This is a genomic window from Sphingobacterium paucimobilis HER1398 (assembly GCF_000416985.1).
GTDB lineage: Bacteria > Bacteroidota > Bacteroidia > Sphingobacteriales > Sphingobacteriaceae > Sphingobacterium > Sphingobacterium paucimobilis.
The window spans coordinates 46,094-71,891 of sequence record NZ_ATDL01000004.1 but is presented as its reverse complement, the minus strand read 5'-3'; the positions used below and the strand labels follow the sequence as shown (position 1 = coordinate 71,891).

The 25,798-nt window shown below is 41.1% G+C and carries 21 protein-coding genes; 12 read left to right on the top strand and 9 right to left on the bottom strand.

Annotated elements, in window-relative coordinates:
* Window positions 1-31 precede the first annotated feature (31 nt).
* The 3 genes from M472_RS25830 (at window position 32) to M472_RS25820 (ending at window position 4,965) form a co-directional block, all read left to right on the top strand.
* Entirely contained in the window at window positions 32-2,506 is a 2,475-nt protein-coding gene (locus tag M472_RS25830; RefSeq protein WP_021068721.1) for a heme lyase CcmF/NrfE family subunit, read from the top strand.
* 2 nt (window positions 2,507-2,508) lie between these two features.
* Window positions 2,509-3,276 carry a Rossmann-like and DUF2520 domain-containing protein gene (locus tag M472_RS25825; protein ID WP_021068720.1) on the top strand — a complete coding sequence of 256 codons (768 nt, stop codon included), beginning with the start codon at window positions 2,509-2,511 and terminating at the stop codon, window positions 3,274-3,276.
* Window positions 3,277-3,405: 129 nt separating this feature from the next.
* Window positions 3,406-4,965 (top strand): FMN-binding glutamate synthase family protein, encoded by a 1,560-nt coding sequence (locus M472_RS25820; protein ID WP_021068719.1) that lies wholly within the window; start codon window positions 3,406-3,408, stop codon window positions 4,963-4,965.
* Window positions 4,966-5,042: 77 nt separating this feature from the next.
* Here M472_RS25820 and M472_RS25815 read toward each other — a convergent pair whose 3' ends face one another.
* Entirely contained in the window at window positions 5,043-5,483 is a 441-nt protein-coding gene (locus M472_RS25815) for a MarR family winged helix-turn-helix transcriptional regulator (RefSeq protein ID WP_021068718.1), read from the bottom strand.
* A gap of 111 nt (window positions 5,484-5,594) precedes the next feature.
* On the opposite strand from M472_RS25815, the gene M472_RS25810 reads away from it, so the two are divergent.
* Entirely contained in the window at window positions 5,595-5,990 is a 396-nt protein-coding gene (locus M472_RS25810) for a hypothetical protein (protein WP_021068717.1), read from the top strand.
* Between the two features lie 46 nt (window positions 5,991-6,036).
* Here the strand turns inward: M472_RS25810 and M472_RS25805 are convergent, their stop codons facing one another.
* Entirely contained in the window at window positions 6,037-6,813 is a 777-nt protein-coding gene (locus tag M472_RS25805) for an amidohydrolase (RefSeq protein ID WP_021068716.1), read from the bottom strand.
* A gap of 75 nt (window positions 6,814-6,888) precedes the next feature.
* Entirely contained in the window at window positions 6,889-7,881 is a 993-nt protein-coding gene (locus M472_RS25800) for a polyprenyl synthetase family protein (RefSeq protein ID WP_021068715.1), read from the bottom strand.
* A 160-nt stretch (window positions 7,882-8,041) separates the two neighbouring features.
* Between M472_RS25800 and M472_RS25795 the strand changes: the two genes are divergently transcribed.
* A complete protein-coding gene (locus M472_RS25795; protein ID WP_021068714.1) occupies window positions 8,042-9,214 on the top strand; it encodes a glycosyltransferase family 4 protein in 1,173 nt (390 codons plus the stop codon).
* Window positions 9,211-9,540: a metal-sulfur cluster assembly factor gene (locus M472_RS25790; RefSeq protein ID WP_021068713.1), complete on the top strand. Its 330-nt coding sequence runs from the start codon at window positions 9,211-9,213 to the stop codon at window positions 9,538-9,540. Before M472_RS25795 ends, M472_RS25790 begins: the two co-directional genes overlap by 4 nt.
* Here M472_RS25790 and M472_RS25785 read toward each other — a convergent pair.
* The 3 genes from M472_RS25785 to M472_RS25775 all read right to left on the bottom strand — a co-directional run bounded on the left by M472_RS25785 (window position 9,537) and on the right by M472_RS25775 (window position 12,203).
* Window positions 9,537-10,844: a cation:proton antiporter gene (locus M472_RS25785; RefSeq protein WP_021068712.1), complete on the bottom strand. Its 1,308-nt coding sequence runs from the start codon at window positions 10,842-10,844 to the stop codon at window positions 9,537-9,539. The two genes, M472_RS25790 and M472_RS25785, sit on opposite strands and share 4 nt — an antisense overlap.
* A gap of 7 nt (window positions 10,845-10,851) precedes the next feature.
* On the bottom strand, window positions 10,852-11,331 hold the full coding sequence (locus tag M472_RS25780) for a cation:proton antiporter regulatory subunit (protein WP_021068711.1): 480 nt from the start codon (window positions 11,329-11,331) through the stop codon (window positions 10,852-10,854).
* A gap of 83 nt (window positions 11,332-11,414) precedes the next feature.
* Entirely contained in the window at window positions 11,415-12,203 is a 789-nt protein-coding gene (locus tag M472_RS25775) for an MBL fold metallo-hydrolase (RefSeq protein WP_021068710.1), read from the bottom strand.
* A gap of 116 nt (window positions 12,204-12,319) precedes the next feature.
* On the opposite strand from M472_RS25775, the gene recJ reads away from it, so the two are divergent.
* The 3 genes from recJ to M472_RS25760 all read left to right on the top strand — a co-directional run bounded on the left by recJ (window position 12,320) and on the right by M472_RS25760 (window position 16,450).
* Window positions 12,320-14,020 carry a single-stranded-DNA-specific exonuclease RecJ gene (recJ, locus tag M472_RS25770; RefSeq protein WP_021068709.1) on the top strand — a complete coding sequence of 567 codons (1,701 nt, stop codon included), beginning with the start codon at window positions 12,320-12,322 and terminating at the stop codon, window positions 14,018-14,020.
* Between the two features lie 161 nt (window positions 14,021-14,181).
* Window positions 14,182-14,916 carry an LPS export ABC transporter ATP-binding protein gene (lptB, locus tag M472_RS25765; RefSeq protein WP_021068708.1) on the top strand — a complete coding sequence of 245 codons (735 nt, stop codon included), beginning with the start codon at window positions 14,182-14,184 and terminating at the stop codon, window positions 14,914-14,916.
* A gap of 16 nt (window positions 14,917-14,932) precedes the next feature.
* A complete protein-coding gene (locus tag M472_RS25760) occupies window positions 14,933-16,450 on the top strand; it encodes a GH3 auxin-responsive promoter family protein (protein WP_021068707.1) in 1,518 nt (505 codons plus the stop codon).
* Here M472_RS25760 and M472_RS25755 read toward each other — a convergent pair.
* On the bottom strand, window positions 16,447-17,160 hold the full coding sequence (locus M472_RS25755; protein ID WP_021068706.1) for a tetratricopeptide repeat protein: 714 nt from the start codon (window positions 17,158-17,160) through the stop codon (window positions 16,447-16,449). The two genes, M472_RS25760 and M472_RS25755, sit on opposite strands and share 4 nt — an antisense overlap.
* Window positions 17,160-17,726: an RNA polymerase sigma factor gene (locus tag M472_RS25750; RefSeq protein ID WP_021068705.1), complete on the bottom strand. Its 567-nt coding sequence runs from the start codon at window positions 17,724-17,726 to the stop codon at window positions 17,160-17,162. The genes M472_RS25755 and M472_RS25750 overlap by 1 nt, the downstream gene beginning before the upstream one ends.
* Before the next feature lie 247 nt (window positions 17,727-17,973).
* Here M472_RS25750 and M472_RS25745 point away from each other — a divergent pair, with 247 nt between their 5' ends.
* On the top strand, window positions 17,974-19,992 hold the full coding sequence (locus M472_RS25745) for a PKD domain-containing protein (protein WP_021068704.1): 2,019 nt from the start codon (window positions 17,974-17,976) through the stop codon (window positions 19,990-19,992).
* Between the two features lie 3 nt (window positions 19,993-19,995).
* On the top strand, window positions 19,996-22,572 hold the full coding sequence (locus tag M472_RS25740; RefSeq protein WP_021068703.1) for a CHAT domain-containing protein: 2,577 nt from the start codon (window positions 19,996-19,998) through the stop codon (window positions 22,570-22,572).
* 195 nt (window positions 22,573-22,767) lie between these two features.
* On the opposite strand, the gene M472_RS25735 is transcribed toward M472_RS25740, so the two are convergent.
* Complete coding sequence (locus M472_RS25735; RefSeq protein ID WP_022829246.1) at window positions 22,768-24,534, bottom strand: OmpA family protein; 1,767 nt, start codon at window positions 24,532-24,534, stop codon at window positions 22,768-22,770.
* A gap of 158 nt (window positions 24,535-24,692) precedes the next feature.
* Here M472_RS25735 and M472_RS25730 point away from each other — a divergent pair, with 158 nt between their 5' ends.
* Window positions 24,693-25,760 (top strand): branched-chain amino acid aminotransferase, encoded by a 1,068-nt coding sequence (locus tag M472_RS25730; RefSeq protein ID WP_022829245.1) that lies wholly within the window; start codon window positions 24,693-24,695, stop codon window positions 25,758-25,760.
* The last annotated feature ends 38 nt before the right edge of the window (window positions 25,761-25,798 follow it).

Genomic DNA, 25,798 nt, shown 5'->3' with positions numbered 1-25,798 from the left:
CTTTTGACTTCTAATTTTTTTAATTATTATAATGGATATTAGTTACATAGGCGAGCACCTATTGCCAGGAAAGATAGGGCAATTTTTTGTTATTCTATCTTTTGGAGCCTCCTTATTATCGCTGATCAGTTATTTTTTTGCGACCAAAAACCCGGAGGAGCCACACTGGAAAAAATTAGGTCGTATTGGTTTTTTTGCTAACGCAATTTCGATTGTCACGATCGGCACCATTCTGTTCTATTTAATCTATAATCATTATTTCGAATATCACTATGTCTGGAGCCACTCTTCCAAATCGCTCCCTACCCATTACATCATATCGTCATTTTGGGAAGGCCAGGAAGGAAGCTTTTGGCTTTGGATGTTTTGGCAAGTGGTCCTGGGAACCGTCCTGGTATTTAGAGCGAAAAGCTGGGAAACACCAGTGATGACTTTCGTCATGCTTTGCCAGACATTTTTAGCGAGTATGCTCATCGGCGTAGAAATATTTGGAAATCGTATCGGCAGCTCCCCGTTTATACTATTACGGGATGCCTTGGACATACCGATCTTGAAGGATCCAAATTACCTTTCCATGATTGCTGATGGAACAGGCTTGAACCCCTTGCTCCAAAACTATTGGATGGTAATCCACCCTCCTACTTTATTCTTGGGTTTTGCATCCATGATTGTACCTTTTGCCTACGCTGCCGCTGGATTATGGCAGAGACGCTATAAAGAATGGATGACTCCTGGCTTACCTTGGGCATTATTCGCTGTGATGATTTTAGGAGCAGGTATCATAATGGGATCGTTTTGGGCCTACGAAGCCTTAAACTTTGGTGGTTTTTGGGCTTGGGATCCCGTAGAGAACGTATCCATCATCCCTTGGTTTACCCTGATTGCTGCGGTACACGTAATACTAGCTTATAAACATTCTGGTCATGGTTTCTTCACCGCGACCTTACTATCGCTCATCAGTTTTGTACTTGTAATATACGCTTCGTACCTGACCCGTTCGGGAATCCTGGGCGAAACTTCCGTACACTCCTTTACCAGCTTAGGAATGTCCGGCCAACTGATCTGGTTTAATCTGACCTTTTTACTGATCACGATCGGTCTCTTGGTGTGGCGAAGAAAAGATCTACCACGCACCCAAAAAGAAGAAGATATCTACTCTCGTGAGTTTTGGTTGTTTATAGGGGCATTGGTATTGACCGTAGCTTGCGTACAGATGATAGCCACGACTTCAATCCCTGTTTTCAATGCCTTATTCGGAACGAAGGTAGCTCCACCGATCGATCCAATAGCACACTACAACAAGTGGCAAGGAGCATTTGCCGTAGTCATCTTATTACTCACCGCAGTAGCGCAATTCTTAAAATACAAACGCACAGACAGCAAAAAATTCTGGGCAGCGATCTTAGCGTCCTTACTCGTAAGCATCTTGATAGCGGCAATTGTCATTTACTTCACCAAAGTATATAGCAATGTCATGTATGTCTTGATTACATTCACTGCTATATTCTGTGTTATTGCTAACATTCGGATATTAGGTGACGCATTCAAAGGCAAGTGGAAACTGACCGGATCCGCAGTATCGCACATAGGTTTTGGTCTACTCGTACTGGGAGCCTTGATCGCAGCGGCTACCAATGAAGTCATATCGATCAATGACAGTGGTTATATCGGTGTTCAAAACTTTGGTAAAGAAGGGGATAAATTCACCGATCCTGGGGAAAACCTTTTCCTTACAGAAGGTGAACCAGTACAAATGGGAGATTACAAAATCACTTATATCGGTGACAGTGTCGCTCCACCCAACGTATACTACCATATCAAGTACGAGCGATTGGATGAAGAAAGCGGTAAAGTCAAAGAACACTTTGTCTTAAGCCCTTTTGCACAGAACAACCCCGATATGGGAGGACTCATAGGTACTCCAGCAACGAAGCACTATATAAGTCATGATATCTATACGCTGATCACTGCTGCTGCGGCGGATTCTCAAGCTCCAATGAGCAAGATTAAAGACGAAGAGAAAACAGGATTTGAGGATTATGACGAACCAGCTACTTATCAGGTTAATATTGGAGATACCTTACGGTATAGGAATGGAGTATTCGTCATAGAGGGCATCAATAAAAATGCTAAACTGGAAAATATACCGTTAAAACCGACCGACGTTATTGTTGGCCTTAAAATAAAAGTCATCGCTGCGGATCAAAAGACGTATGAAGCGGAACCAACCTTTTTATTAAAAGACGGAAATGCCTATGACTTTAATAAAGATGTCAGCGAACAGGGATTGAAATTCAGATTTGCGAATATACTGCCTGAAAAAGATAAGCTAGAAATTATGGTCTATCAAAAACCTCTTCCAGAGAAGAAATGGATTGTTTTCAAAGCCATTAAGTTCCCTTATATCAACTTTTTCTGGCTGGGTACCATCGTGATGACCGTCGGTTTCTGTATGGCCATATATAGACGAGTCAAGGAAGGCAAAAAGAATACAGCAAAAGTGTAGATATGAACATTGTAATATTAGGCAGCGGAAATGTAGCAACCCTTTTTGCACAGGCATTCTACCAAAATGGCCATCAGATCGCACAAGTATACAGCAGACAGTCAGCCAATGCAAAAGCATTGGCTGACGCCGTTAAAGCACAAGCAACAGCTGACCTCAACCAACTGAACCTAGAAGCAGATATCTATCTCATTGCTGTCGCTGACAGTGCCATTCCACAGGTTGTTGCAGACATGCCATCCATTACACATGGGATAGTTGTACACTCTTCAGGAGCAACCCCTCTGGAGGTATTAAATCGCTTCCCTAAAAAAGGAGTCATATATCCCGCACAGAGCATAAGTAAACAGGTCAATATCGACATGATACACGTGCCCATAGGAATTGAAGCGGACGATGCTGCAACGTACCAAACTATTCACAATCTGATCAGCCCAATAGCCCCGCATCTGTTTTCCTGTAATACCGAACAGCGACTGGCCTTACACCTTGCTGCTGTATTAGTTAATAACTTTCCTAACGCACTTTTTAATATAGCCCAACAGGTTTTAGAACGTCAAAATCTCGACTTCGATTTACTTCGTCCAATCATTTTAGAGACCGCAAATAAGGTACAAAACCATCTCCCGTCTGAGGTACAGACCGGCCCTGCAGTAAGAAATGACCTAGGCACAATAAACAGACATTTGCATTTCTTAAGTTATTCAAATGAGCTAACTCAAATCTATCAACATTTATCTGATTTCATTATTAAAAGCAGACAGAAATAACCCTTTGCTTACGAATAAAGTAAAAGTTTAAACCTGTATCATAAAGCCCAAATTACTTATTAATTTTGCTATAAATTAAAACAAACGAAGCTAACAAACGTTTGTTCATAGAATAACTTCATATTAGTCATGGCAGTTAGAAAATTAATTCTTGTATCCATTATTATTGTAAACTTAATTATCATTTCTTTTGGAATTATTTTTACGCCCCGTTGGTTTTGGCTTTTAATTATCCCAGTACCATTATTGATTATTGCAGTATACCATAGTGTGCAGACAAGCCACGCTATACTGCGCAACTACCCTTTGGTCGGTTATTTCAGATACATATTTGAATCGATCCGTCCTGAATTAAGACAGTACTTTTGGGAGTCGGATACCGATGGACGTCCGTTCAACAGAAGACAGCGTTCTATTGTCTACCAACGGGCAAAGAATCAACGCGAGACCGTAGCATTCGGGATGCAATCTGACCCACAAGCGATTGGCAATGAATGGATAGCGCATTCTATTTTTCCTACACACATAGAGAACCATGACCTACGTACCATGGTGGGTAACAACGCATGTAAACAGCCTTACAGCTTAAGTATCTATAACATATCAGCGATGAGTTATGGAGCTTTGAGTAAAACTGCAATCACTGCACTAAATAAAGGAGCAGCATTGCAAAACTTTGCTCATAATACAGGTGAGGGAGGAATCAGCAACTACCACATCAGCGGAGGGGATTTGATTTGGCAGATCGGTACGGGTTACTTCGGTTGTCGGGATGAGCACGGCTATTTCGATGCGGACCTATTTACTGAAAAGGCACATAGACCGTACGTCAAAATGATCGAGCTTAAAATATCTCAAGGTGCGAAACCAGGACATGGAGGTATACTGCCTGCCGCCAAAAACACACCTGAAGTTGCAGCGATCCGCCACGTTGTTCCTGGAACAGATGTAATGTCGCCGCCGGCACACAGCGCATTCTCCTCGCCTTTGGAAATGATGCAATTCGTACAGAAACTAAGAGATCTATCAGGAGCTAAACCAATAGGTTTCAAAATATGTATCGGTGATAAGCAAGAGTTTATCGATATCTGTCATGCGATGCAGACAACACAGATATTCCCAGACTTCATATCAGTCGATGGTTCTGAGGGAGGAACAGGAGCTGCGCCATTAGAGTTCACAGACAACTTGGGTATGCCTCTATATGATGCCCTGACTTTTATTACAAAGACACTCATAAACTTCGGTCTAAAGAAACATATCAAAATCATTGCATCGAGTCGTATCGTTACCGGTTTTGATCTATTGAAAGCAATAGCCTTGGGTGCTGATGCATGTTATAGCGCTAGAGGTATGATGTTTGCATTAGGTTGTATTCAGGCCTTGAAATGTAATGAAGATGTCTGTCCAGTCGGTGTAGCCACACAGCGTCCACATCTTTATAAAGGACTAGATGTCGAAGATAAATATGTTCGCGTCGCTCAATTCCATAGAAATACCCTGCGGGCTACTGTAGAAATCATGGAAGCTTGTGGTTTCAAAACATTGGATGACGTTACTGCAGACAAGTTTTTCCGTAAAACAGATAATATCACGACGTTGAGTTTTCAAGATATTTACTTCAAAGATACTGGCCGTCTTAATAAGAGAGAAAATTCTTTTGCTAAAGAAGAGTTTCTAAACCACTAGGCACGGACATATAAAGCCATAATAAATCCTCGACCAGATCAACGGCGAGGATTTTTTTATGGATAACCTAGAAAAGTTCATTTCAGGTTTTGAAATACCTTCTCTAATATCTGTTGAGCTATTTTTAATTCATCTTGATCTACACCTTCCAAAGACTCTTGAACGGTCAAAGAAGCCTGTCTCATCCCCACCTCTCTAAGTCTTCTACCTTCTTTCGTTAAATAAATCAGATTGGACCGTCTATCTTGCTTATCATTCACACGTATCACCATACCTAGCCGTTCTAAATTGTTGATCAATCGCGTGATACTGGGTTTATCCCGGAAAGTGAAGTTTGCCAACTCCTGCTGCGTGAGTCCCTCTTCCATCCACAAATAGTACAGAATACTCCATTGCTCCGCTGTGATGTTCAATTTAAAATCCTTTAGATTACGCTGCAATCGCCTCGAGATTGCCGTCGATGCTTTCCCCGATAAAAAGGAAAAAAATTCCTCCGAAATTACTGTAGATTCATTCATTAGTTAGTTATAATTTTAGGTTGTTTATGCAATTAAGCAATTTCACATTCAATATGCAAATTTTATTTTAACATTATAACTTTAACGTCAAAATTACCTATATTTATTCCTATGGAAAATCTAGTGGTTGTATTGCTGTTTGTAGGTTCAATTGTCTACAAGATTTACACAAATTATAAAGAGGAGATGGAAAAGTCCGCTAAAAGGGGGCCACAACGCCCTCCTGTCGTCCAGCAACAAACTGCAACGACCGATGTAAAGCCTAGGCAATATAATCCTACACCACCGCCAGTACCGCAACCCAACATCTCGAAGACGGCTCCAAGCTTTGTAACAAAAAGCAACACCATACAAGAAATACCTGACGAAGTACAACGTATAAGGGAATCTCGGAAAAAAAATCCAAAATTAGATCTTGAAGAAGTTGAAGAAAAACAAGAACCAATTGCTTTTGACCTGCGTCAAGCAGTCATCCAATCAGCGATATTAGAACGCCCTTACCATTAAGCCGGCATCAGATCCAGCAATACAGCAACAAGGGAAAACAAGAAAATTACAATAAAGAAAATTGGTCTCTATCTCGTAGAAAAGGAAATCTATCCCTCGTATTTTCAAGATCTTTGGGATTGAGCGTAAAAGTGTATAAATCTTCGTCCTCAGGCTTGTAGTAGACCACATCCCCTAATGGCGAGATACACATCGATCCTCCCGAATAATACACCTCATTGCCATCATGCCCAACTCTATTGACCCCAATGACAAATGCTTGATTTTCGATAGCCCGAGCGGGAATCAAAGCCCTCCAATGAGCAGAGCGCTTATCAGGCCAACTCGCCGTATATACCAGTAAATCATAACCTTCTTCCTGATTCCTGGACCATACTGGAAAACGGAGATCATAACAAGTCATCGGACATATCTTCCACCCCTTCACCTTGGTCACTACACGAGAATTACCTGCCGTGAACAACTTGTCTTCACCCCCCATAGCAAAGAGATGCCGCTTGTCATAATGCACATAACTGCCATCAGGAGACATCCATACGAATCGATTATAATACCGGCCTTCTTCTTCAATAATAAGCGTACCAGCAACGACACAGTCAAACGCAATAGCCGTGTCGTACATCCAACGCATCGTCCGTCCATCCATACGCTCCGCGCACTTCTCGACATTCATCGTAAAACCGGTATTAAACATTTCAGGCAAAAGAATTAAATCTGTTTTCTCTTTAAGTGAAGACAGTCGCAATCTTAAGTTCTGCAGATTTTTCTCCGCATTCTCCCAAAATAGGTAAGCTTGAAATATGGTGATTTTTATCGGCTCCATGAAAATTTACAACTCAGTTATTTATAATAAGATAACCAATTTAGTGAAATAACCTATAATTTCCTAAGTAATTTATTAGCGAGCTCTGTTCATCAAATGATCAGCGAGGCTAAAAAGATCTTCTTTTCGCCTGTTCTCGACCTCTATCTCGTCCAAACTGGCATACGCTCGCCTCGTATACGCTTCTTTTAATGCATTTGCTTTGTCCAAAACAGCATATTTCTGATATAATTCTTTCATCTGTTGAATTTTGGACTCAGATTTTGAAGCTGGCATCTCTAAAATCGTAGTAAACAAAGCAAAGTCAGCTACATCTAACTCTTGTTTTAGCAGAATATGCAATATAGTCTTCTTATTTACAATAATATCGCCACCGATCTGTTTGCCAAAAGTAGCAGGATCACCAAAAGCGTCTAGAATATCGTCTTGCAACTGAAAAGCAATTCCCAAGTTTTCTCCAAAACGGTACAACTTACTTCTCTCTTGATTTGAAGCGCCCGCTATAATGGCCCCCATCTCCAGAGCTCCTCCCAATAAAACAGAGGTCTTCAACCGAATCATATTGACATACTCTTCTTTCGATACATGCTCCCGAGTCTCGAAATCCATATCCATCTGCTGCCCCTCACAAACTTCCAAAGCGACCTTATTGAAAGTCTTCAATAACGATGGGACAACTATTGCAGGGCATTGAGCCAATTGTTCATAAGCTTTAATAAGCAAGGCATCACCAGAAAGTATAGCTATATCGTCATTCCATTTTTGATGTACGGTCTCTTGGCCCCGTCGCAAAGGCGCTTTATCCATGATATCATCATGGATCAACGTAAAATTATGAAAATACTCGATCGCAACAGATGCGGGGACCACTTCATCAATAGGTGTATCACCAAATAAATCTGCGCCCAACAGGACTAATTGAGGACGGATACGCTTCCCTGCTAAAGAAAGTATGTATCGTATAGGTTGATATAGATTAGTTGGGCCTTCTGGGAACTGTACATTTCCCAGTGCCACACTAATTTTATCTGAAAAAATTGCGTTGCCAAAAACACTTTTCGTAATCATACGCTAAGATACATAATAATCTGTTCTTAACGAGACAATCCGTAAAATCCTACCCATACAATTCCTTCAATAACGGCGTCTAGACGCTATTATATAAGATTTAAGCCTAAACCCTCAGAATACAAAATGAAAATGATAATTTTGTATTTATATTTCGATCATGCGTATTCTGATAATCCATAATTTCTATCAACATAAAGGAGGCGAAGATGTTGTTTTTGCACAGGAAGCGGCAATCTTAACGGAAGCAGCGCATCAAGTTGAAACCATCTCCTTTCACAACAAAAAAGGATTAAAGGGACTGCTCCAATTTTTCTTATATCCATGGAATGTTTGCGCATCACGCAAAATAATGAAACAGGTTAATGGATTCAATCCGGACGTAGTACATATCCACAACACGCACTACGCCATAGGTCCACTGCTGTTCCGAAAATTACACCAAGCCAACATACCCGTTGTTTTGACATTACATAATTTTCGGCTTCTGGATCCCTCGGCCAATCTTTTTCACAACAATACCGTATTTACAGACACTATAGATCGAGAGTTCCCCTGGAAATCCATCCGAAATAAAGTTTTAGACAACTCTTTGCTGAAGACTTTTTGGACAGCATTTACGGTCTATCTGCATAAAAGATTGGGAACCTGGAAAAATATTGAACGCATTCTTACCTTTTCTGAGTTCGGCAAACAGCTGTTTTTAAACTCGACGCTTGGACTCAACGCTGATCAAATCGCGATAAAGCCGAATTTCGCCGTTGAGGACTCGGAGCCTTATAAAGTTCAAAAAAAAGATTTCTTCGTATACATAGGTCGACTTTCCGAGGAAAAGGGAGTAGAGTCCTTACTTAAGGCTTTTTCACTATCCCAATATACCATCAAGATATATGGTGATGGACCCCTCCGTGACCGGGTCAAAGAAGCAAGCGAAATACACTCTAACATCATTTACGGAGGTTTTCAAAGTAAAGAAATACTTCACCAATATGTATCCCAAAGTCAGGCACTAATCGTTCCCTCCATTTGGTTTGAAGGCATGCCTATGACGGTTTTAGAAGCTTTTGCATGCGGCACCCCCGTTATCGCCAGCAAGATCGGCATATTAGAAGAGATGATCCGTCCAGGTAAAAATGGTCTTCTCTTCGAACCCAACAATAAAAAAAGTCTAAAAGAAACGCTCGATAATTGGATGTCCTTATCGACCGATGACAAGGAAATAATATCCGACAATTGTAAAAAAGACTTTTTCGACAATTATTCTGCTCAAAAAAACGTATTATTATTAGAAAGGATATATAAAGAGGCAATACAACAATCAAAAATACAATGAGTATCATCATCATGGACCCGCTAGGTTTAGCGCCCAAAATACAAGAAGCACTGGAAAGTGTATATGACCCTGAGTTAAAACCCGCTAATATTGTCGACTTGGGACTTGTCTACGAAATAATCACCAAAGAAGGAGGCATCGCAAAAACAGTCATGACCCTGACCGCTCCAGGATGTCCTGTAGCAGGAGAAATCATGGATGAAGTGCAACGTAAAGTGGCCGCTATCGATGGTGTGAATGAGTCTTTAGTAGAACTTACGTTTGATCCACCTTGGAATAGAGATATGATGAGTGAAGAAGCTAAGTTAGAACTGGGCTTTCTTTAGTCTTTCTTTAGCAAGACACTGGCTTCTAGTTCAGCCAAGGTCTTCTTAGGCTTTACAGTTCCCCCCTCTTTGCCAAATAGCGCATTCCATATCTTCCTCGACTCTTTGGTCAATAAGGGAGACACAATGGAAAGGATCAAAACATACACAACAACAAAGGACTGCAATATAGGAAGAAGGCCGCCGGCCTTACCTATATTGGCCATGATAATAGAGAACTCTCCCCTAGCCGATAGCGTAAAACCGATATCGAAAGACGCACGGGGCTTCATTTTCGAAAAATGAGAGGCAAAATAACCAGAAGCCACATTACAAACAACCGTAATAACTGCAGCCAGTGTAGCCCAACCGATAGCTCCTCCTAAAGTGTAGATATCTATAGATAGCCCAAAACTGAAGAAAAACATGGCTCCAAAAAAATCCTTATAAGGTAGAACCATCGCTTCGATCTTCTTGATATACTTTGAATCTGCAAACACCAAACCGGCCATCAACGCCCCAATGGCCTCAGCCACATGAATCGTCTCCGAAAAACCGGCAATAACAAAAAGCAGACTAAATAGGATAAGTATAAAGAGTTCGGACGATTTATCTTGAAGTAACCGATCAATAAAAGGAATCAGTTTTCTGCCTAAAATCAAAAAAGTGAGAATAAAACCCAGCGCCAACAAGGATGTACCCAATACAGCCCATACCGAAGTACCTCCCGCCAAAATCAAACCGGACAAGAACGATATGTGCATGGCTATAAAAAGATCATCAAACATAATCATGCCCATGATAACCTCTGTCTCTGGATTAGCAGTACGCTTCAAGTCGGTCAGTACCTTAGCGACAATGGCCGTCGACGAACTGGTCATCAAACCACTTAATACCATCACCTCCTTAAAAGGAAGATCCATCAACCATCCGATGAATAATCCGGAGACAAAATTAAGTGCAACATACAAAGAACCACCAATAATAATAGATTTCCCTGATTTTATGAGCCGCCCTACAGAAAACTCGAGACCGAGATAGAAGAGAAGAAATAACACTCCCAATCGGCCCATAAATTCGATAAAGGGCTTACTTTCAGAAAATGTAAAAAAGCCCCAAACCTTCTCTATAGCCGTAGTGAGGCCATGATTATCGGTTTGCTCTAAAAACCTCACCAAAAAGTCCGGATATTCCTTATTACCAAGAAACATCCCTATAATAATAAAAAAAGGTATTACCGAAAAACGCAGCTTATTAGCCAACAAACCAACTGAAGCTACCAGTAAAACAGCAATTCCTATTTCTAATATTATAATATGCGACATAGACGAGCTACAACAATATTTCTTTTAACAGTTTTATATTCTTGGCTTTTCCCGCAATAACCAGTGTAACACCAGTCGCTATTACATAATCCGGGCCGGGATTGATAACAGTTTCATCTTCTCGAATAGCAGCAATAATAGAAGCACCTGTCTTTTGTCGTACAGCCAGGTCTCCGATACTGCGATTAGCCCAATCATCGGAAACATCTATTTTATACCACTCAATACGCAAATCATCCAATGCCACCTCAATGGTTTCCAACGCTTTTGGCTTATAGGACAGCCCGCCCAGAATACCAGCTATCTGCCGAGACTCTTCATCAGAAAGAGTCATCACACATTGCGTATCATTATCTTCATCATCACGGCGATATAACTCGCGACGACCATCATCATGGATTACGACAACCATATTGTCCCCTGCTTCGGTTTCAATCTGATACTTTTTTCCAATGCCAATAAGATCACTTTCTCTAACTACCGACATGATTATTTTTATTAGTTATAAAATAGACATTAATCAAATTTAACTAAAGTTGTACGTATATACAACAGGTAAGTTGGGCAGGGCTACGCTGTTTTGCTTGCGTCTACCAAAATATAAGCGCCATCTTCTTTTTGCTTAGGCCTCCCTATAGCTAAAGACTTGCCATGGTAGAACATAAACACCCAGCCTGCAGGCGCCCCCTCTTGCCAATACTCCTTACGCCTATCACGAGATGCACGACCGTCGTAATCATACTTCGCAATAAAATTCTTGAACAATTCTTCCGGTTCAGGCAACACGTCTCCACCAAAGAAAAAATGCTCACCGCCAGTTTCGATATGAAAACCTTGATGAAACTCCGTATGTCCTCCATTGAGCACATAGCTGATCTCATTATTTACAGTACCATCTCCCTCGACCAGTGTTAGATTACCACTACGTTGCAATACATCAAATACCTCTGTACGATAGGATGCAGATTCCGAACTATACGCATTTTCCCATTCGCCACGCTGTACAATATATTCGGCTTCCGGAAAAGCAATTCTCCCAACACCGTCTTTAAAATCTACCATACCACCGGCATGATCCTTATGGAGATGTGACATCAATACATACTTAACATCATGGGGTTCGAATCCAAGCTTACGAATATTAGCATGGATCAACAACTCATCATCCTCGGTACGATACCCTAATCCGGTGTCGCACAGAATCAAACCGCATCCAGCAACAATCAAAAAAGGATGGACATGAACGAATAAAGAACCAGGACGGCTCTTCGGGTCATCTTTCAACGGATCAAAAGGAATAAACTTTTTGGTACCATCAACTGAAAAAGAACCTTCAAAAAGGGAATATGCTTGTATCATCTTTTATAATCTTGTAAATATGACAGTTAAGCCTATAGCTATTGAAATACAATAGGCAATATTAGGTAACGAGCCCTAGAAAATGTATATTTACATACAAAATATAGTGCAAAGGTATGCAAAAAAGGTGGGTCCTGAAACCAAAAAATGACAGCAACATAATCAATAAATTACAATCTGAACTGGGAGTAAATCCTATAGTTGCTCGGCTATTGGTTAATCGTGGAATCCACACTTTTGAACAGTCTAAAGCCTTTTTTAGACCTTCCCTAGAGCAATTACATGACCCTTTCTTGATGAAAGACATGGATATTGCAATCTCTCGAATCGAACAGGCCATCGGTAATAATGAGAAGATCATGATATATGGAGATTACGATGTCGACGGGACTACTGCTGTAGCTGTTGTCTATAGTTTCTTTCGTGCCTTTCATTCTCGCATCGAGTACTATATTCCAGATCGATATGCCGAAGGCTACGGCATCTCTACCAAAGGAATCGATTATGCCGCAGAAAATGACTTTTCGCTTATTATAGCACTTGACTGTGGCATCAAAGCCTTGGAAAAAATTGAATATGCCAATACACGCGGTATAGACTTTATCATTGGCGACCATCATCTGCCGGGGGAAACTATCCCCAATGCTTGTGCGGTCCTTGACCCCAAAAGAGTAGACTGTCCATATCCTTACAAAGAATTGTCAGGCTGTGGAATAGGCTTTAAAATTATCCAGGCATTTATACAAAAAAATGAAATGGATATGGAAGAAGCCTACAAGTACCTGGATCTGGTAGCTGTCAGTATTGCTTCAGATATTGTCCCAATAACCGGTGAAAACAGAATATTAACACATTTTGGCTTAAAAAAGCTCAACTCCAACCCATCTGTAGGACTGCAAGCTCTGATAGAACTATCTTCCAATAAAACAGGAATATTCTCGATAAATGATATAGTCTTTCAAATAGGCCCTCGTATAAATGCAGCAGGTCGAATAGACCACGCAAAAGGGGCGGTCAATCTACTGATCTCCAAATCAAAAGACGAGGCCTCAACCTATTCGGCCGCTGTTGATGACCAAAACAACCTACGAAAGGATTTTGATTTAAGGATCACAGAAGAAGCACTGGCTATTATAGAAAACAATGAGGTCAATAAAGTCAGAAAATCAACTGTACTGTATAAATCGGACTGGCACAAAGGCGTCATCGGTATCGTAGCATCCAGGCTTACAGAACGCTATTATCGCCCCACAGTCATCCTGACACAGACCAACGGCCACATTGCTGGATCAGCACGCTCTGTTATAGGATTTGACCTCTACGAAGCGCTGAGCGAATGCAGCGATCTTCTAGATCAATTTGGCGGTCACAAGTATGCTGCGGGCCTTACCATGCAAGAAAAAAACATCTCCCTCTTTCAGACTAAGTTTGAAGAAGTAGTAGAGCGTTTGATAAAACCAGAGATGCTGCAACAAGAGGTCTCTATTGAAGCTGAAATCGAGCTCAACGATATCGATACCAAGTTCTATCGCATACTCAAACAGTTTGAGCCATTTGGTCCGCAAAATGAAGCACCTATTTTTGTTTCAAAAAAGGTCAACTTACATGGATCAGCATATGTAGTGGGCAACAACCATCTCAAGTTCACCACAGTACAAGAAGGTTCGCCCAGCTTTAACTGTATAGCTTTTGGACTTGCAGAACACATCAGTCATCTCAACAGCAAAAAGCCCTTCGATATATGTTATAGCATTGAAGAAAACAATTGGCGAGGAAAAAAAAATCTACAATTGAATATCAAGGGAATCCGTTATTAACGAACAACGCCCCATTGCTTTACGTTCTCTTTCTTGGACTGTAATAGCGCCAATAGAGTGTCTGAGACAAATTTACTGTAAAATTGATCATTTTTTAAACAGCAAGCATTCGTGAATACAAAGCATTTTATTTAGGTTTGCAATAAGCGAATAATAAATCGATGATACTAAGAGCAGAACATCTAGTTAAAAAGTACAAGCAGCGTACGGTGGTAAACGACGTATCCTTTCATGTAGAGCAAGGAGAAATCGTAGGTCTTTTAGGTCCCAATGGTGCAGGCAAGACCACATCTTTTTACATGATTGTCGGTCTAATAAAGCCAAATGATGGCCATGTCTTCCTTGATGAAGATGAAATCACCAAAGATGCGATGTACCAACGTGCTCAAAAAGGAATCGGATACCTCGCTCAAGAAGCATCGGTATTTCGAAAACTGTCCGTTGAAGACAATATCCTTGCCGTCCTAGAAATACATCACCCCAATAAAGAGGAGCGTAAAAATAGGCTAGAAGAATTACTGACTGAATTCAGTTTACACCGCGTTCGTAAAAACAGAGGTGATTTACTCTCGGGAGGTGAGCGCCGTCGTACAGAAATAGCCAGGGCATTGGCAGCGAATCCAAATTTTATTTTGCTGGATGAGCCCTTTGCCGGAGTAGACCCTATTGCTGTCGAAGAAATCCAAACCATAGTTGCTAAATTGAAAGCAAAGAATATTGGCGTATTGATCACCGACCATAATGTACAAGAAACTCTTTCCATTACAGACCGTGCATACCTACTGACCGAGGGCAAGATTATGCTCACAGGTACCCCAGAGGAAATTGCAGACAGTGAAATGGCAAGAAAATTCTACCTCGGCCAAAATTTCGTCCTAAGACGCAAAAAATTATAACCTCAAAACGACTCTTATGGAACTACTGAATTCTATCTTCACATGGATCATGAAAAAGCGCATTCACCAAATTGAGCTATTCATGAAGTATCCGCACGATGTGCAAGAAGAGTGGTTTCAAAATTTGATATCCGCAGCAGAGGCTACCGAATGGGGCAAAAAATACGATTATAAAAGCATACTGACTCCCGAAGAGTATAAGAGACGAGTGCCCATCAGTGATTACGACGATATCAAAGGCTATATCGATCGCATGATCAAGGGCGAACAAAATATCCTGTGGCCTTCGGATATCAAGTGGTTTGCTAAATCATCAGGCACCACTTCAGATCGGAGCAAATTTATCCCCGTCAGTATGGAGGCATTGGAGGAGTGCCATTATCAGGGAGGAAAAGACATGCTATCCATCTACTGTCACAACAAACCTGAAAACAAGGTTTTTACCGGCAAGTCTGTAGTGATAGGTGGCTCTTCACAAATCAACAATTTCAGCCCCGATTCGTATTACGGAGACCTGTCCTCCATTCTTATCCGTAACCTCCCTTTTTGGGCCGAATTCAAAAGGACTCCAAATCTGGAAGTCACATTAAACCCCAACTTTGAGGAGAAAATCGAACAAATAGCACAGATTACGATAAAAGAAGATGTCACGAGTCTAGCTGGAGTGCCGACCTGGAATATCGTCATGGCCAATCGTATCTTAGAGATTACAAAAAAAGACAACCTCCTCGAGGTATGGCCTAATCTCGAATTCTATGGACATGGCGGAGTCAGCTTCAAGCCCTATCGGGAGCAATTCAAACAGCTGATTCCTTCTGATGAAATGTATTATCTCGAAAACTACAATGCCTCAGAAGGCTACTTTGGGCTTCAAGACCAATCCGACTCTGATGACTTATTGCTGATGCTAGACTATGGGATATACTACGAATTCCTGCCCATGGAGTTTCTAGAGGATGAACATCCTAAAACAGTGGGACTTGACGAAGTAGCACTTGGTAAAAACTACGCCATGATTATATCGACAAATGCGGGACTGTGGCGTTATAAAATTGGAGATACCATTCGATTTACATCGCTTTCTCCTTACCGTTTTCAGATATCTGGCCGAACCAAACAGTACATCAATACGTTTGGCGAAGAGGTAATCGTTGATAATGCAGAACAAGCGCTTCATGCAGCATGTCTTGCAACTAACGCCAATATTAGAGATTATACGGCAGGTCCAGTGTACTTCAATGCCAACGAAGCAGGAGCACACGAATGGGTGATTGAATTTGACAAAAAACCTTCTGATTTTAATCTGTTCTGCGAAACATTGGATCAAAAACTGCGTGAAATAAATTCAGATTATGATGCCAAACGCTTCAAAAACATGGCCCTGAACAAGCCTATTGTCCACCATGCTCCACCAACTACTTTTTACAAGTGGATGAAGTCCAGAGGTAAGCTAGGCGGTCAAAACAAAGTTCCACGATTAGCCAACAACAGAGAGTATCTGGATACGCTACTGGAAGTGATGCGCAATTCTTAATCCATTTCTTTTCGAAGTTTGGCAGCCTTTTCACCAATGGCACCTTCAGCAGGAATCTTATTCAGGCACATCTTGGCACTGTCTGTATCTCCTTTTTTGTAATAGGCTAAGGCTAAATAATAATTAGATTCCGTAGAAAATACAGAAGGACCATTCGCGATCGGAACTAGTCTATCGATAGCTTTGTCCCATTCTTTGCGACCTACATACGTAAGCCCCAAATAATACTGATACTGGATCTGTTCCGGATCTTTTTCCAAAAGAACAGACAATACCTCTCCGGCTTGCTTATATTTACCAGCATTAAAAGCTCCCACGGCATGCTCGTAGGAGACGTTCTCCATCTTGCCTCGTACGACTTCCGACCGCATGGTAGGTAATTCGTACAACTCATTCGATCCCTGAAAGAAAAACAACGAACCAACCACCAACAGACAGGCTGCGGCACTGATGGACAGCCACTTCGTCAACCTTCTCTTCGAAGAATGAGATGTAGACCGGTAATGTCTATTTACTTCTTCCAAGGTTAGTTTCAAAGAACCTTCTGGCTGATGAGCTCGTCGATTTAAGATATCATAGACTTCACGCTGTAGCCCTACCATAGTCCTAAGCTCCTTGTCAACGCCCAATTGAGCCTCAAACGACGTAAGCTCTTCTCCCTCTAAGAGTCCTTCGATATAATCTTGTATTTTCTCTGAATGGTTTTCCATTACTTTAAACTTTTGAAAATATTACTTTCTTTAACCCTTTTTATCAAGGTCGACATACACTCACTTTTTTTCTTGCGGAGATAAGCATAGGTAATCCCTAGGGATTCTGCTATTCTTTCTTGTTGCTTTTCTACTAAACAACGTCGTATAATATCTTGACAGCTCTGTCCCAATGTTCCTAACATCTCCATCACATGATTTTCTTTTTCTATCTGCAATAACATCTGCTCCCACTCGCTGTATGACTTGTCCTCAACATATAATAACTCATCCTCGTTATTTGTTACCTGCTCCCGTTGTTTTTTCTTCAACGCATTCAGCCACTTCCGCTTACAGACTAACGATAAGAAAGAACCAAAACTTGTCGTGAGGACAAAATCACGTTGATGAGCCATGTGATAAATATCCATAAGAGATTCCTGCAAAATATCATATCCATCATCCTCGGATCCATTATTTTGCTTTATGAGGGTAACAATCTGCCGAGCATATTTATTATATATAAGCTGTATGCCTTTACTGTCATTCTCTTTGAGATACTGAATATATATCTGGTCTATGTGCATTTAATTGGCCATTACACTGTAAATGTAAAAATATTTCGGTGATAAAAAAAAATCCGCAGCAGGGATATGGTATTACGTCTTACTTTATTCAGTAAGACGATTATATTGCATATAAGAAGAATTTTAACTATGTTTATTTACCCTTTTAAAAGAGTGACAAATACTGAACAAAGCTACATGGTATCATTATATGTGAAATCGTGTATATTAACTATTAATGAACCGACATACCTTTAGGTAGACCGCTATGAAAACATCTTGGATCATTACCCTAATATTTCTCTTAGGCTCTTCTTCCAGCATTGCCCAACAAGATAGTAATATTGTACAAATCGATACCTTTGAAAGTAAAATAGACTTTCAGCAACATCCCAACGGAATATCCTTTAAACCTATATTACGCCCATTGGTCCAGGTGCCGGGCGGTCGAGCACCCTATTACAAATACTTATGGGACTTCGGAGATGGCCACTTCAGCACACAAGCCGAACCCGTACATAACTACGCTAAGCCAGGGGAATACGAGGTTTCCCTATACGCAGTAAACAACTATGATGATGGGCCCAAACCGAAACGACCAACACGGAAGATAAAAAACACAGCACCTCCTTCGGCCTTGGCGAGTATAAACAGCAATAGCTTTGAACAGAATTTTTTCGCTTCAAATGGTACGTTCCAAATCTTCAAGCTCTCGGATGCAAAACCCGGCGAAGACTTATCGCTCGTGATAGGGGTACAGACGGCCGGCAAGAAAGGAAAAATATATCTGTTATCTAATGAAAAAGCCGCAGGATTGGATGGCTTCAAATTTGCCAACCAAACGGCATATTATAACGAAAATATAGACACATTGGTTTTAGCGAACAGACTACAAGGTCTTTGGGCCAGTGTCAAGCAATCGACCTTTACCAAGACAGGATCACCCGATTATGGGATCAAAGAGGTCTCTACATTTCAAAACCAACAACAAGCTGTCAACTATTTTAAAGAACTCTATGCCGCATACAACTCGCTAACAGCATACGATGTAGAACCGTCCCATGGAGAGCAACAGTTTTCGTTAATCAACCTTGATGTTACACCCGACATGCTGGTAGATACCAATGCTATCGTAACCGTTACGGGGGTATTTATTCCTGAAGATGGCCTTGCCAATGTCCATCAAGTTGATATTCCTATTGTTAAATCGCACGACCCCAATAAAATGTCAATCAAACCAGCACGGATGAACTATCGCTTTCAAAAGAAACGAAAGACAATGACCTATAAAGTTCAATTCCAAAATGATGGGGAGGGAGATGCCAAGAATGTACGTTTAGAAATGCGTATACCCGATGAGATTGTAAAAAATACGTTTAAACTAAAGGCGCTATACCCTAAATGCGACAGTTGTGATACAGACGCCAGCCGTGGTTGCTACCGCTACTATCTAAAAGAAGATGGCACTTTGGTTTTTCATTTCAAGGACATAGCACTGCCGGGGACTGCGGCCAAGGACATAACGGATATGGACAGTACCAAAGGCTTTATCCTATTTGAAGTAGAAACTCAAAAGAAGCTTAAGAACAAATCCTTTGATGCTTATACGAATATTTATTTTGACAATAATCCTCCCATCAAAACCAATACCGCAACAACGCGCTTTTTACGTACGCTGTCCCCGTTTATCACGATAGGGGCTACGAATACATTTGGTACGCCACGGGAGAACGAACTCCATCATAAATTTAAAACCGGTTATCAAATCGGGGTCGGGATCGCCCCTACAGCACCCTACCGCAAGCCCTATTGGCAGGTAGAACTGTATGCCAGCTATTTTAAACGCGAAAGTCAATCTCCGCGTAGAGACGAAAAAGGCGAACACTTTTATCTTGTTGATGGCAAACCCAACTATTTCTATTACCACGCCATTAGTGATCTTGAAAAGCGAGATTATCTCACACTCCAAGTTCCAATACAGATACGTTATAATTTCAGCCATCTTATTTCTATGGGAGCAGGAGCCAGTATGCGTAAAGATTTTAACACCACCACGTCTGGGCAAACAACATATTATTTTCAACGCGATGGTGCCAGCGGACTCATGGAGAATCGTACATTTAGTGAAGCTAAAGAACTGTCTAAAATCAACAGCAACATAAAAGTAAATCCTTTTCTAGATCTTAATATTGGCAGTGTCAATCTGGGCCCAGCACTGGGGCTGCGCTTTGCCTATGATAAAGAGCAAAAATGGAACGGTGGTCTTTATGGTATATTTCGGTTTTAGGTCATGCGCTTTCTATGGTTATCCGCATATATCGTATTCCTAGCTTCATGCCACAGTCCTTCTCCTCCTGTCGATAAAAGTTCAACACCATCTTTTACAGAGGAACAACTGGATTCTATTTTTGAAGCATTTGAAGGGATCGCTTATGAAAAGCCAGAATCATATATCAATAATGCGGACTCTTTCTTTAACCAACTAACGGTCCGTCCGGAGAGCAATTACCAAAAAGAGCTGTATCTCTATGGCCTTATTTTTATGGGATATGGCCTTTTACAGCATGGAGACAACCTAGAAAGTGTCAAATATTATGAAAAAGCCTATAATTATATACAGTCGACGTCTGTCCAAATACGGGATGTAAATACGGAAATTATAAAACCCCTAGCCAATCTATACGTACGGATAAACGACACCCAAAAATCAATATCACTTTTACAAAAGGCACTACAGGACACGAAGAATATCAACGAACTGAGCGGACTCAGTAACAATCTGGCGAATGCCTACTTGTACAATGCCGAATTGGACAGTGCAAAAATGGTCCTCTTTCGGGCAATGCAATACCCTGCGAGCCCGTTATCAAACGCCTTGTTGTACAACACCCTAGCTTCGGTATACCAGGAAGAGCAAAATGAAAAAGAAAGCATACGCTATAACAACTTGGCATTAAGAGGCTTTGAGAAGAGTCAGCTACAGGGCGATACCATGCTGTGGTATATTGCAGCGCTGGGATTAAAAGGAAATTTAGAACAGGACAATAAACCAGTATTACAAGCTATAAACTTAGTGGAGGAAAAATTTCCTGTTGCACAAAACAGATTCAAAGCCAAACTCACCTTGATGAGTGGAGATATTCTACGTGCTCAACAACTCTATCCCGAAGCGCTACAAACCTACGAAAAGACCCTTTCCTACTTCAAGCCACAAGGTAAGTCATACGTATTAGATTATACCTATACCCAAGCCCTTTTGGGCAAAGCCAGCATCCTTTCCGCCCGAGAACAATTGGATTCAGCGCTCTATTACTATGAATGGGCTATAGAAAATGACTTCCGGACCCAGCAATTAATCGCCAGTGGGCGGGATCAGCTGAGAAACAATATTCTCAATAAAGAAATTATTGAAAGCATAGTCACCCTGATCGAGAGCAAACCAAATTTGAGTCGGCAAAAAGGAGTGGTACAACAGCTTCTTTGGTGCATTGAATTGAGCAAAGCTCGATTGCTAATCAATGAAATCAACCGGTCGGAAAGTTGGAGCCACGCCTCCGAAAAAACAAAATTAGGCATGCAGACCATTCGTGATATCTACCACAAAATAGATATTTCGACTGATGCCACTGAAAAGACAAAGCTATCCGCACGCCTCAAAAAAGTAATGATAGAATTCGAACTTTCGGAACGATATTTTGAAGCAATAGAATTTGAACCTCAAAAAGAAAATTTTTTAAAACATTTAAACAGACCTAATAGCGACTTCTATTCCTATTTCATACATCATGACAGTAGTATTACCGTCATTCATAAATCAGAACAGGATATCACTCTAAAAAAAGGTTTAACGGCAGCCCCCTTAAATGAGCTCTTGGATTTCAAGGCACGTTATTTTGGAGATAGTCCCAATAACTATAATCGAAATCCTGAAGAATATTATAAAAAAGCGCAATATCTTACAGACGAACTTCTCCCTCACATCGAAGGTGCCCAACATAATATATTCGTCTCACTGGATGCTCAATTATATGGTTTTCCATTTGACGCACTATACAACGGCGACTTTTTGGTTAAAAAGCATAATTTTGCCTACTTGAATTCCTTTCTGCTGTTTGATTTCCTTACCAATAAAACCGTAGAGGAATCAGCGATAACCGTACTTTATCGTTCACAGTACCCATCCCCGCTCCCCAATCTAGAATTTGTGGATAAAGAGGTTGACAACATTGATAGTCATTTCTCGGCACAGCGCATCAGCCCCGAAAAGCAAAATGATGCTACTATACGAGAACGATTTGCTCATCCTGATATCGTCCATATAGCAGCTCATACCATCTTAGATACAACTGCGGCTCCTGTGATCTATTTAGATCAGGTCATATCTACAAACCAATTGCGTTTTTATGAAATGAAAACACCTTTGGTATTTCTGTCAGCCTGTAATACCGGCTATGGAAGACCTCTGCCCTCAGAGGGGACCGAAAGTATACAGCGCGTATTTTTAAGCAAGAATGTACCTTCAGTAATCTCTACTTTCTGGTTTGCCAACGACCAAACTATGTTGGACCTCACGGCCTCATTCTACAAAGCATTATATCATACGAAGGACCCTATCTGTGCGCTGGGAGAAGCCAAGCGCACGTATCTGCTTAACGCAAATCCAGTAGAGCAAAATCCATGGTACTGGGCCAACATCAACTACACCGGAATAGGAAACAAGATAGGTTTGAAGAAACCTTCAAACCTATCCTATTATATGTGGGGAATAGCGGGACTGATCCTTATCGCTTTACAATACCCCTTAGCTTTAAGGTTTTACAAAACGGTCAAATATAAAAACAAAAAAACCCGCTATAAACCCCAATAAGCTCATCTGTTTGTAATCGTCGTCGCTGTACAAAGCGCTTTCTTCTAAATTTTCTTTCATAGGTATATAATTTTATTTTTATCGGTTACCCTACAACTAATTCAACCAAATACATCTACTGATCAATCTGTTACAGGGATTATTCATAGTTCTAAGTATATTGACACTATCTAAACGTTTGGCGATACGAATTCGCTACTTGACATAATCCAAAACTTTGATTTCTGTCCTTCTATTCTCCTGATGTTGTTCTTCTGAGCAATCCACACCATTCCCGCATGCATTGATCAATCTTGATTCTCCGTATCCCTTTGCAATCAGCCTAGACTTGTCGATACCGTTATTGGTCAAGTAGGCCACAGCAGCATCAGCACGTCGTTGCGAAAGTTTCAAATTATAATTACCATCTCCACGACTATCGGTATGGCTCGACAACTCAATCCGTAAGCTGGGATTTTGTTTCATTACGGCAACTACATTATCCAACACCAGCGCTGCATCAGACCGAATATTACTTTTATCAAAATCGTAGAGTATATTTTTAAGAATCCAAGTACCGTCCTTTTCCAATTCACAAACACCTAGCTTTAGCGTCACATACAAGGTCTGTCCACGATCCAGTCCCTTCGTTGTTACGATCTCTGTTTGTGAGTATTGTCCTTTTTGATTCGCCATCACGGTAAAATCGGAATGTGCATCCAGTTGGTATATAAATTTACCTTCGGCATCCGATATTTGGCTCGAGTTCATTCGTGTGCCACTATTCGTCAAAACCGTATTGATATGAGACAAATTGCGCTCTAATGTACAGTCAAATGTCTCGCCTATCAATGTAAAGCGGGGATCGTCATGAAATATTTCCTTAAAAATAACATTACTGTTGGTACCAAAGTCAGCATCCGTCAATGTTAAAAGAGGGGTTTTCACACCGTTCTTTTCGCCTACTATCCGATAGACGCCACTCTTAACCCCCACCAACTTGCTTGCCAACCCATTGGCATCCGTAGTAGACTTTTCATCTGTATTCAAGCCCTCTATAGACACAATAACACCACTCAACGCCAAATCTGTCTGCTTATCACGAACCATGATCTGTATATCCTTGGCTTCAACTTTAGCTTTGACCACTTCGTCATATCGGTCATTGCCTGGCGCGATGAGTGCCACGTTCTCTGGCTTCGATCTGGAGAAAATATACTTTATACCTACACCGGCATGCACAGTTTGATGAAGTGTATTCTTGACAGCAGGCACTTCCTCATAATGATCAAGGTACCCCTTTATTGTGGTTGAGGTAGCTATAGGATTCGTTGTAGGCACACTCTCCTTCACCACAAATCGACTGGGCTCATTACCAAACTTTGTCCCAAAGCTCTGCACGTAATCCATATGTGCAAACAGAGCCAAATTGGTATTCAACTTATAATTGAACCGTAGGCCTCCAAGCCCTGCCCAACTATTCGCTTTGTTCGTCACATCATTTTCAGTGGCTTTAATAATGTAATCATAAGTTCCTCTGGTATCCGAATAAGTCAATGTACGTTCGTACGCTGGAAAATACTGCATCATGATACCGCCCCGCACATAAGCTTCTATATGAAACCTATCCCTGGCAAACCTGTAGCTCGGGCCTATGGTAAAAAGATAATCCTGAAAACGGCTACTATTCTTATAAAGTGTCGATATATGTCCATTTTCAAAGTGGAAGCTATCCATCTTCGACAAATCGTTGCGGATATAACGGGCATCAACTCCCAGTCCAAACCTATTTCCATTAAAGTATTTGTCAATGAACAGTCCAGAATAAAATCCCGTTTTTGCTTCGCCAAGCGTCTTATAATTACGAATAGGTAAGCTGGCTCCGCCTTGGACGCCTATCTGGAGGTCTCCTTTTTGCCCCTCCTGTGCAAATGCGAATAATGTGATTCCAAATAACATTAATACGAGTAAAAGTTTCTTCATATACCTCTTTTTTTAGTTTACGATTTTGGCACGATCCTTCCGCAGATACGAACCTTTGTAGATATATCAGAACTATTTCTTTTTTGTTACCCACTAAATGAAAGAAAATCCACATATTTTTTTCCTAACTTGCGACTTTCAAAAACTATATCATTGATATGAGCGCGACAGACCAAATTTCAATTCGCGTAGAGCCAACTAAAGAATCAAGACTCTCGCAAGTAGACTTTAACAATTTAAAATTCGGACAGATCATGTCAGACCACATGCTGGTGGCCGAATACAACAATGGAGAATGGACTGATGTCAGCATCCTGCCATACGGCGATATCACTGTAAGCCCATCTATGTCTGCCCTACATTATGGCCAAGCCATATTTGAAGGAATAAAAGGTTATAAATTCGCAAATGGCGAGGTCAGTATATTCCGTCCGGACAAAAACTGGGAGCGTTTCAACAAATCAGCTTCACGCCTGCAAATGCCGGAAGTACCTGAAGATATATTCTTGGGTGGATTAAAAAAACTGTTAGATATAGACCGTAATTGGATCCCTTCAAAAGAAGGAACTGCGCTATATATTCGCCCATTTATGTTTGCTACAGAAGCAGCATTGGGTGTACACCCGTCCATTTCCTATAAATTTGTCATCATTACCTGCCCAGTAGGTGCTTATTACAGCAAACCTATATCGCTCAAAGTAGAAACGCATTATACCCGCGCTGCCGAAGGCGGTGTTGGTTTCTCTAAAAATGCGGGTAACTATGCATTATCCCTGTATCCGACTCAATTGGCCAACGACGAAGGCTACGATCAGATCATGTGGACCGATGCTGCGGAGCATAAATACATTGAGGAAGCAGGAACAGCCAATCTAATATTCCGTATAGGCGATACGATTATCACGCCGCACGGAGACACGATCCTACATGGTGTAACACGTCGTACCATCATGGAACTCGCTGAAAAATGGGGATACAAAACCGAGCAACGTAAAGTATCTGTGGAAGAGCTTATCGAAGGAATTAAAAATGGTACGGTGACCGAAGCTTTTGCGGCAGGAACTGCAGCAACGATTACACATATCGACCGTATTGGATTCAACGGGCAAGACTATACTTTACCTCCGGTAGAAGGTCGCGAATTCTCTTTAAAGGTTTTAGACTATCTGAATCAGTTGCGCTATGGCAAGATTGAAGATTCATTTGGATGGAACTTTATGGTCTAATGACCGTAATATTCTTATTATAAAGAAAGCCGAAGGAT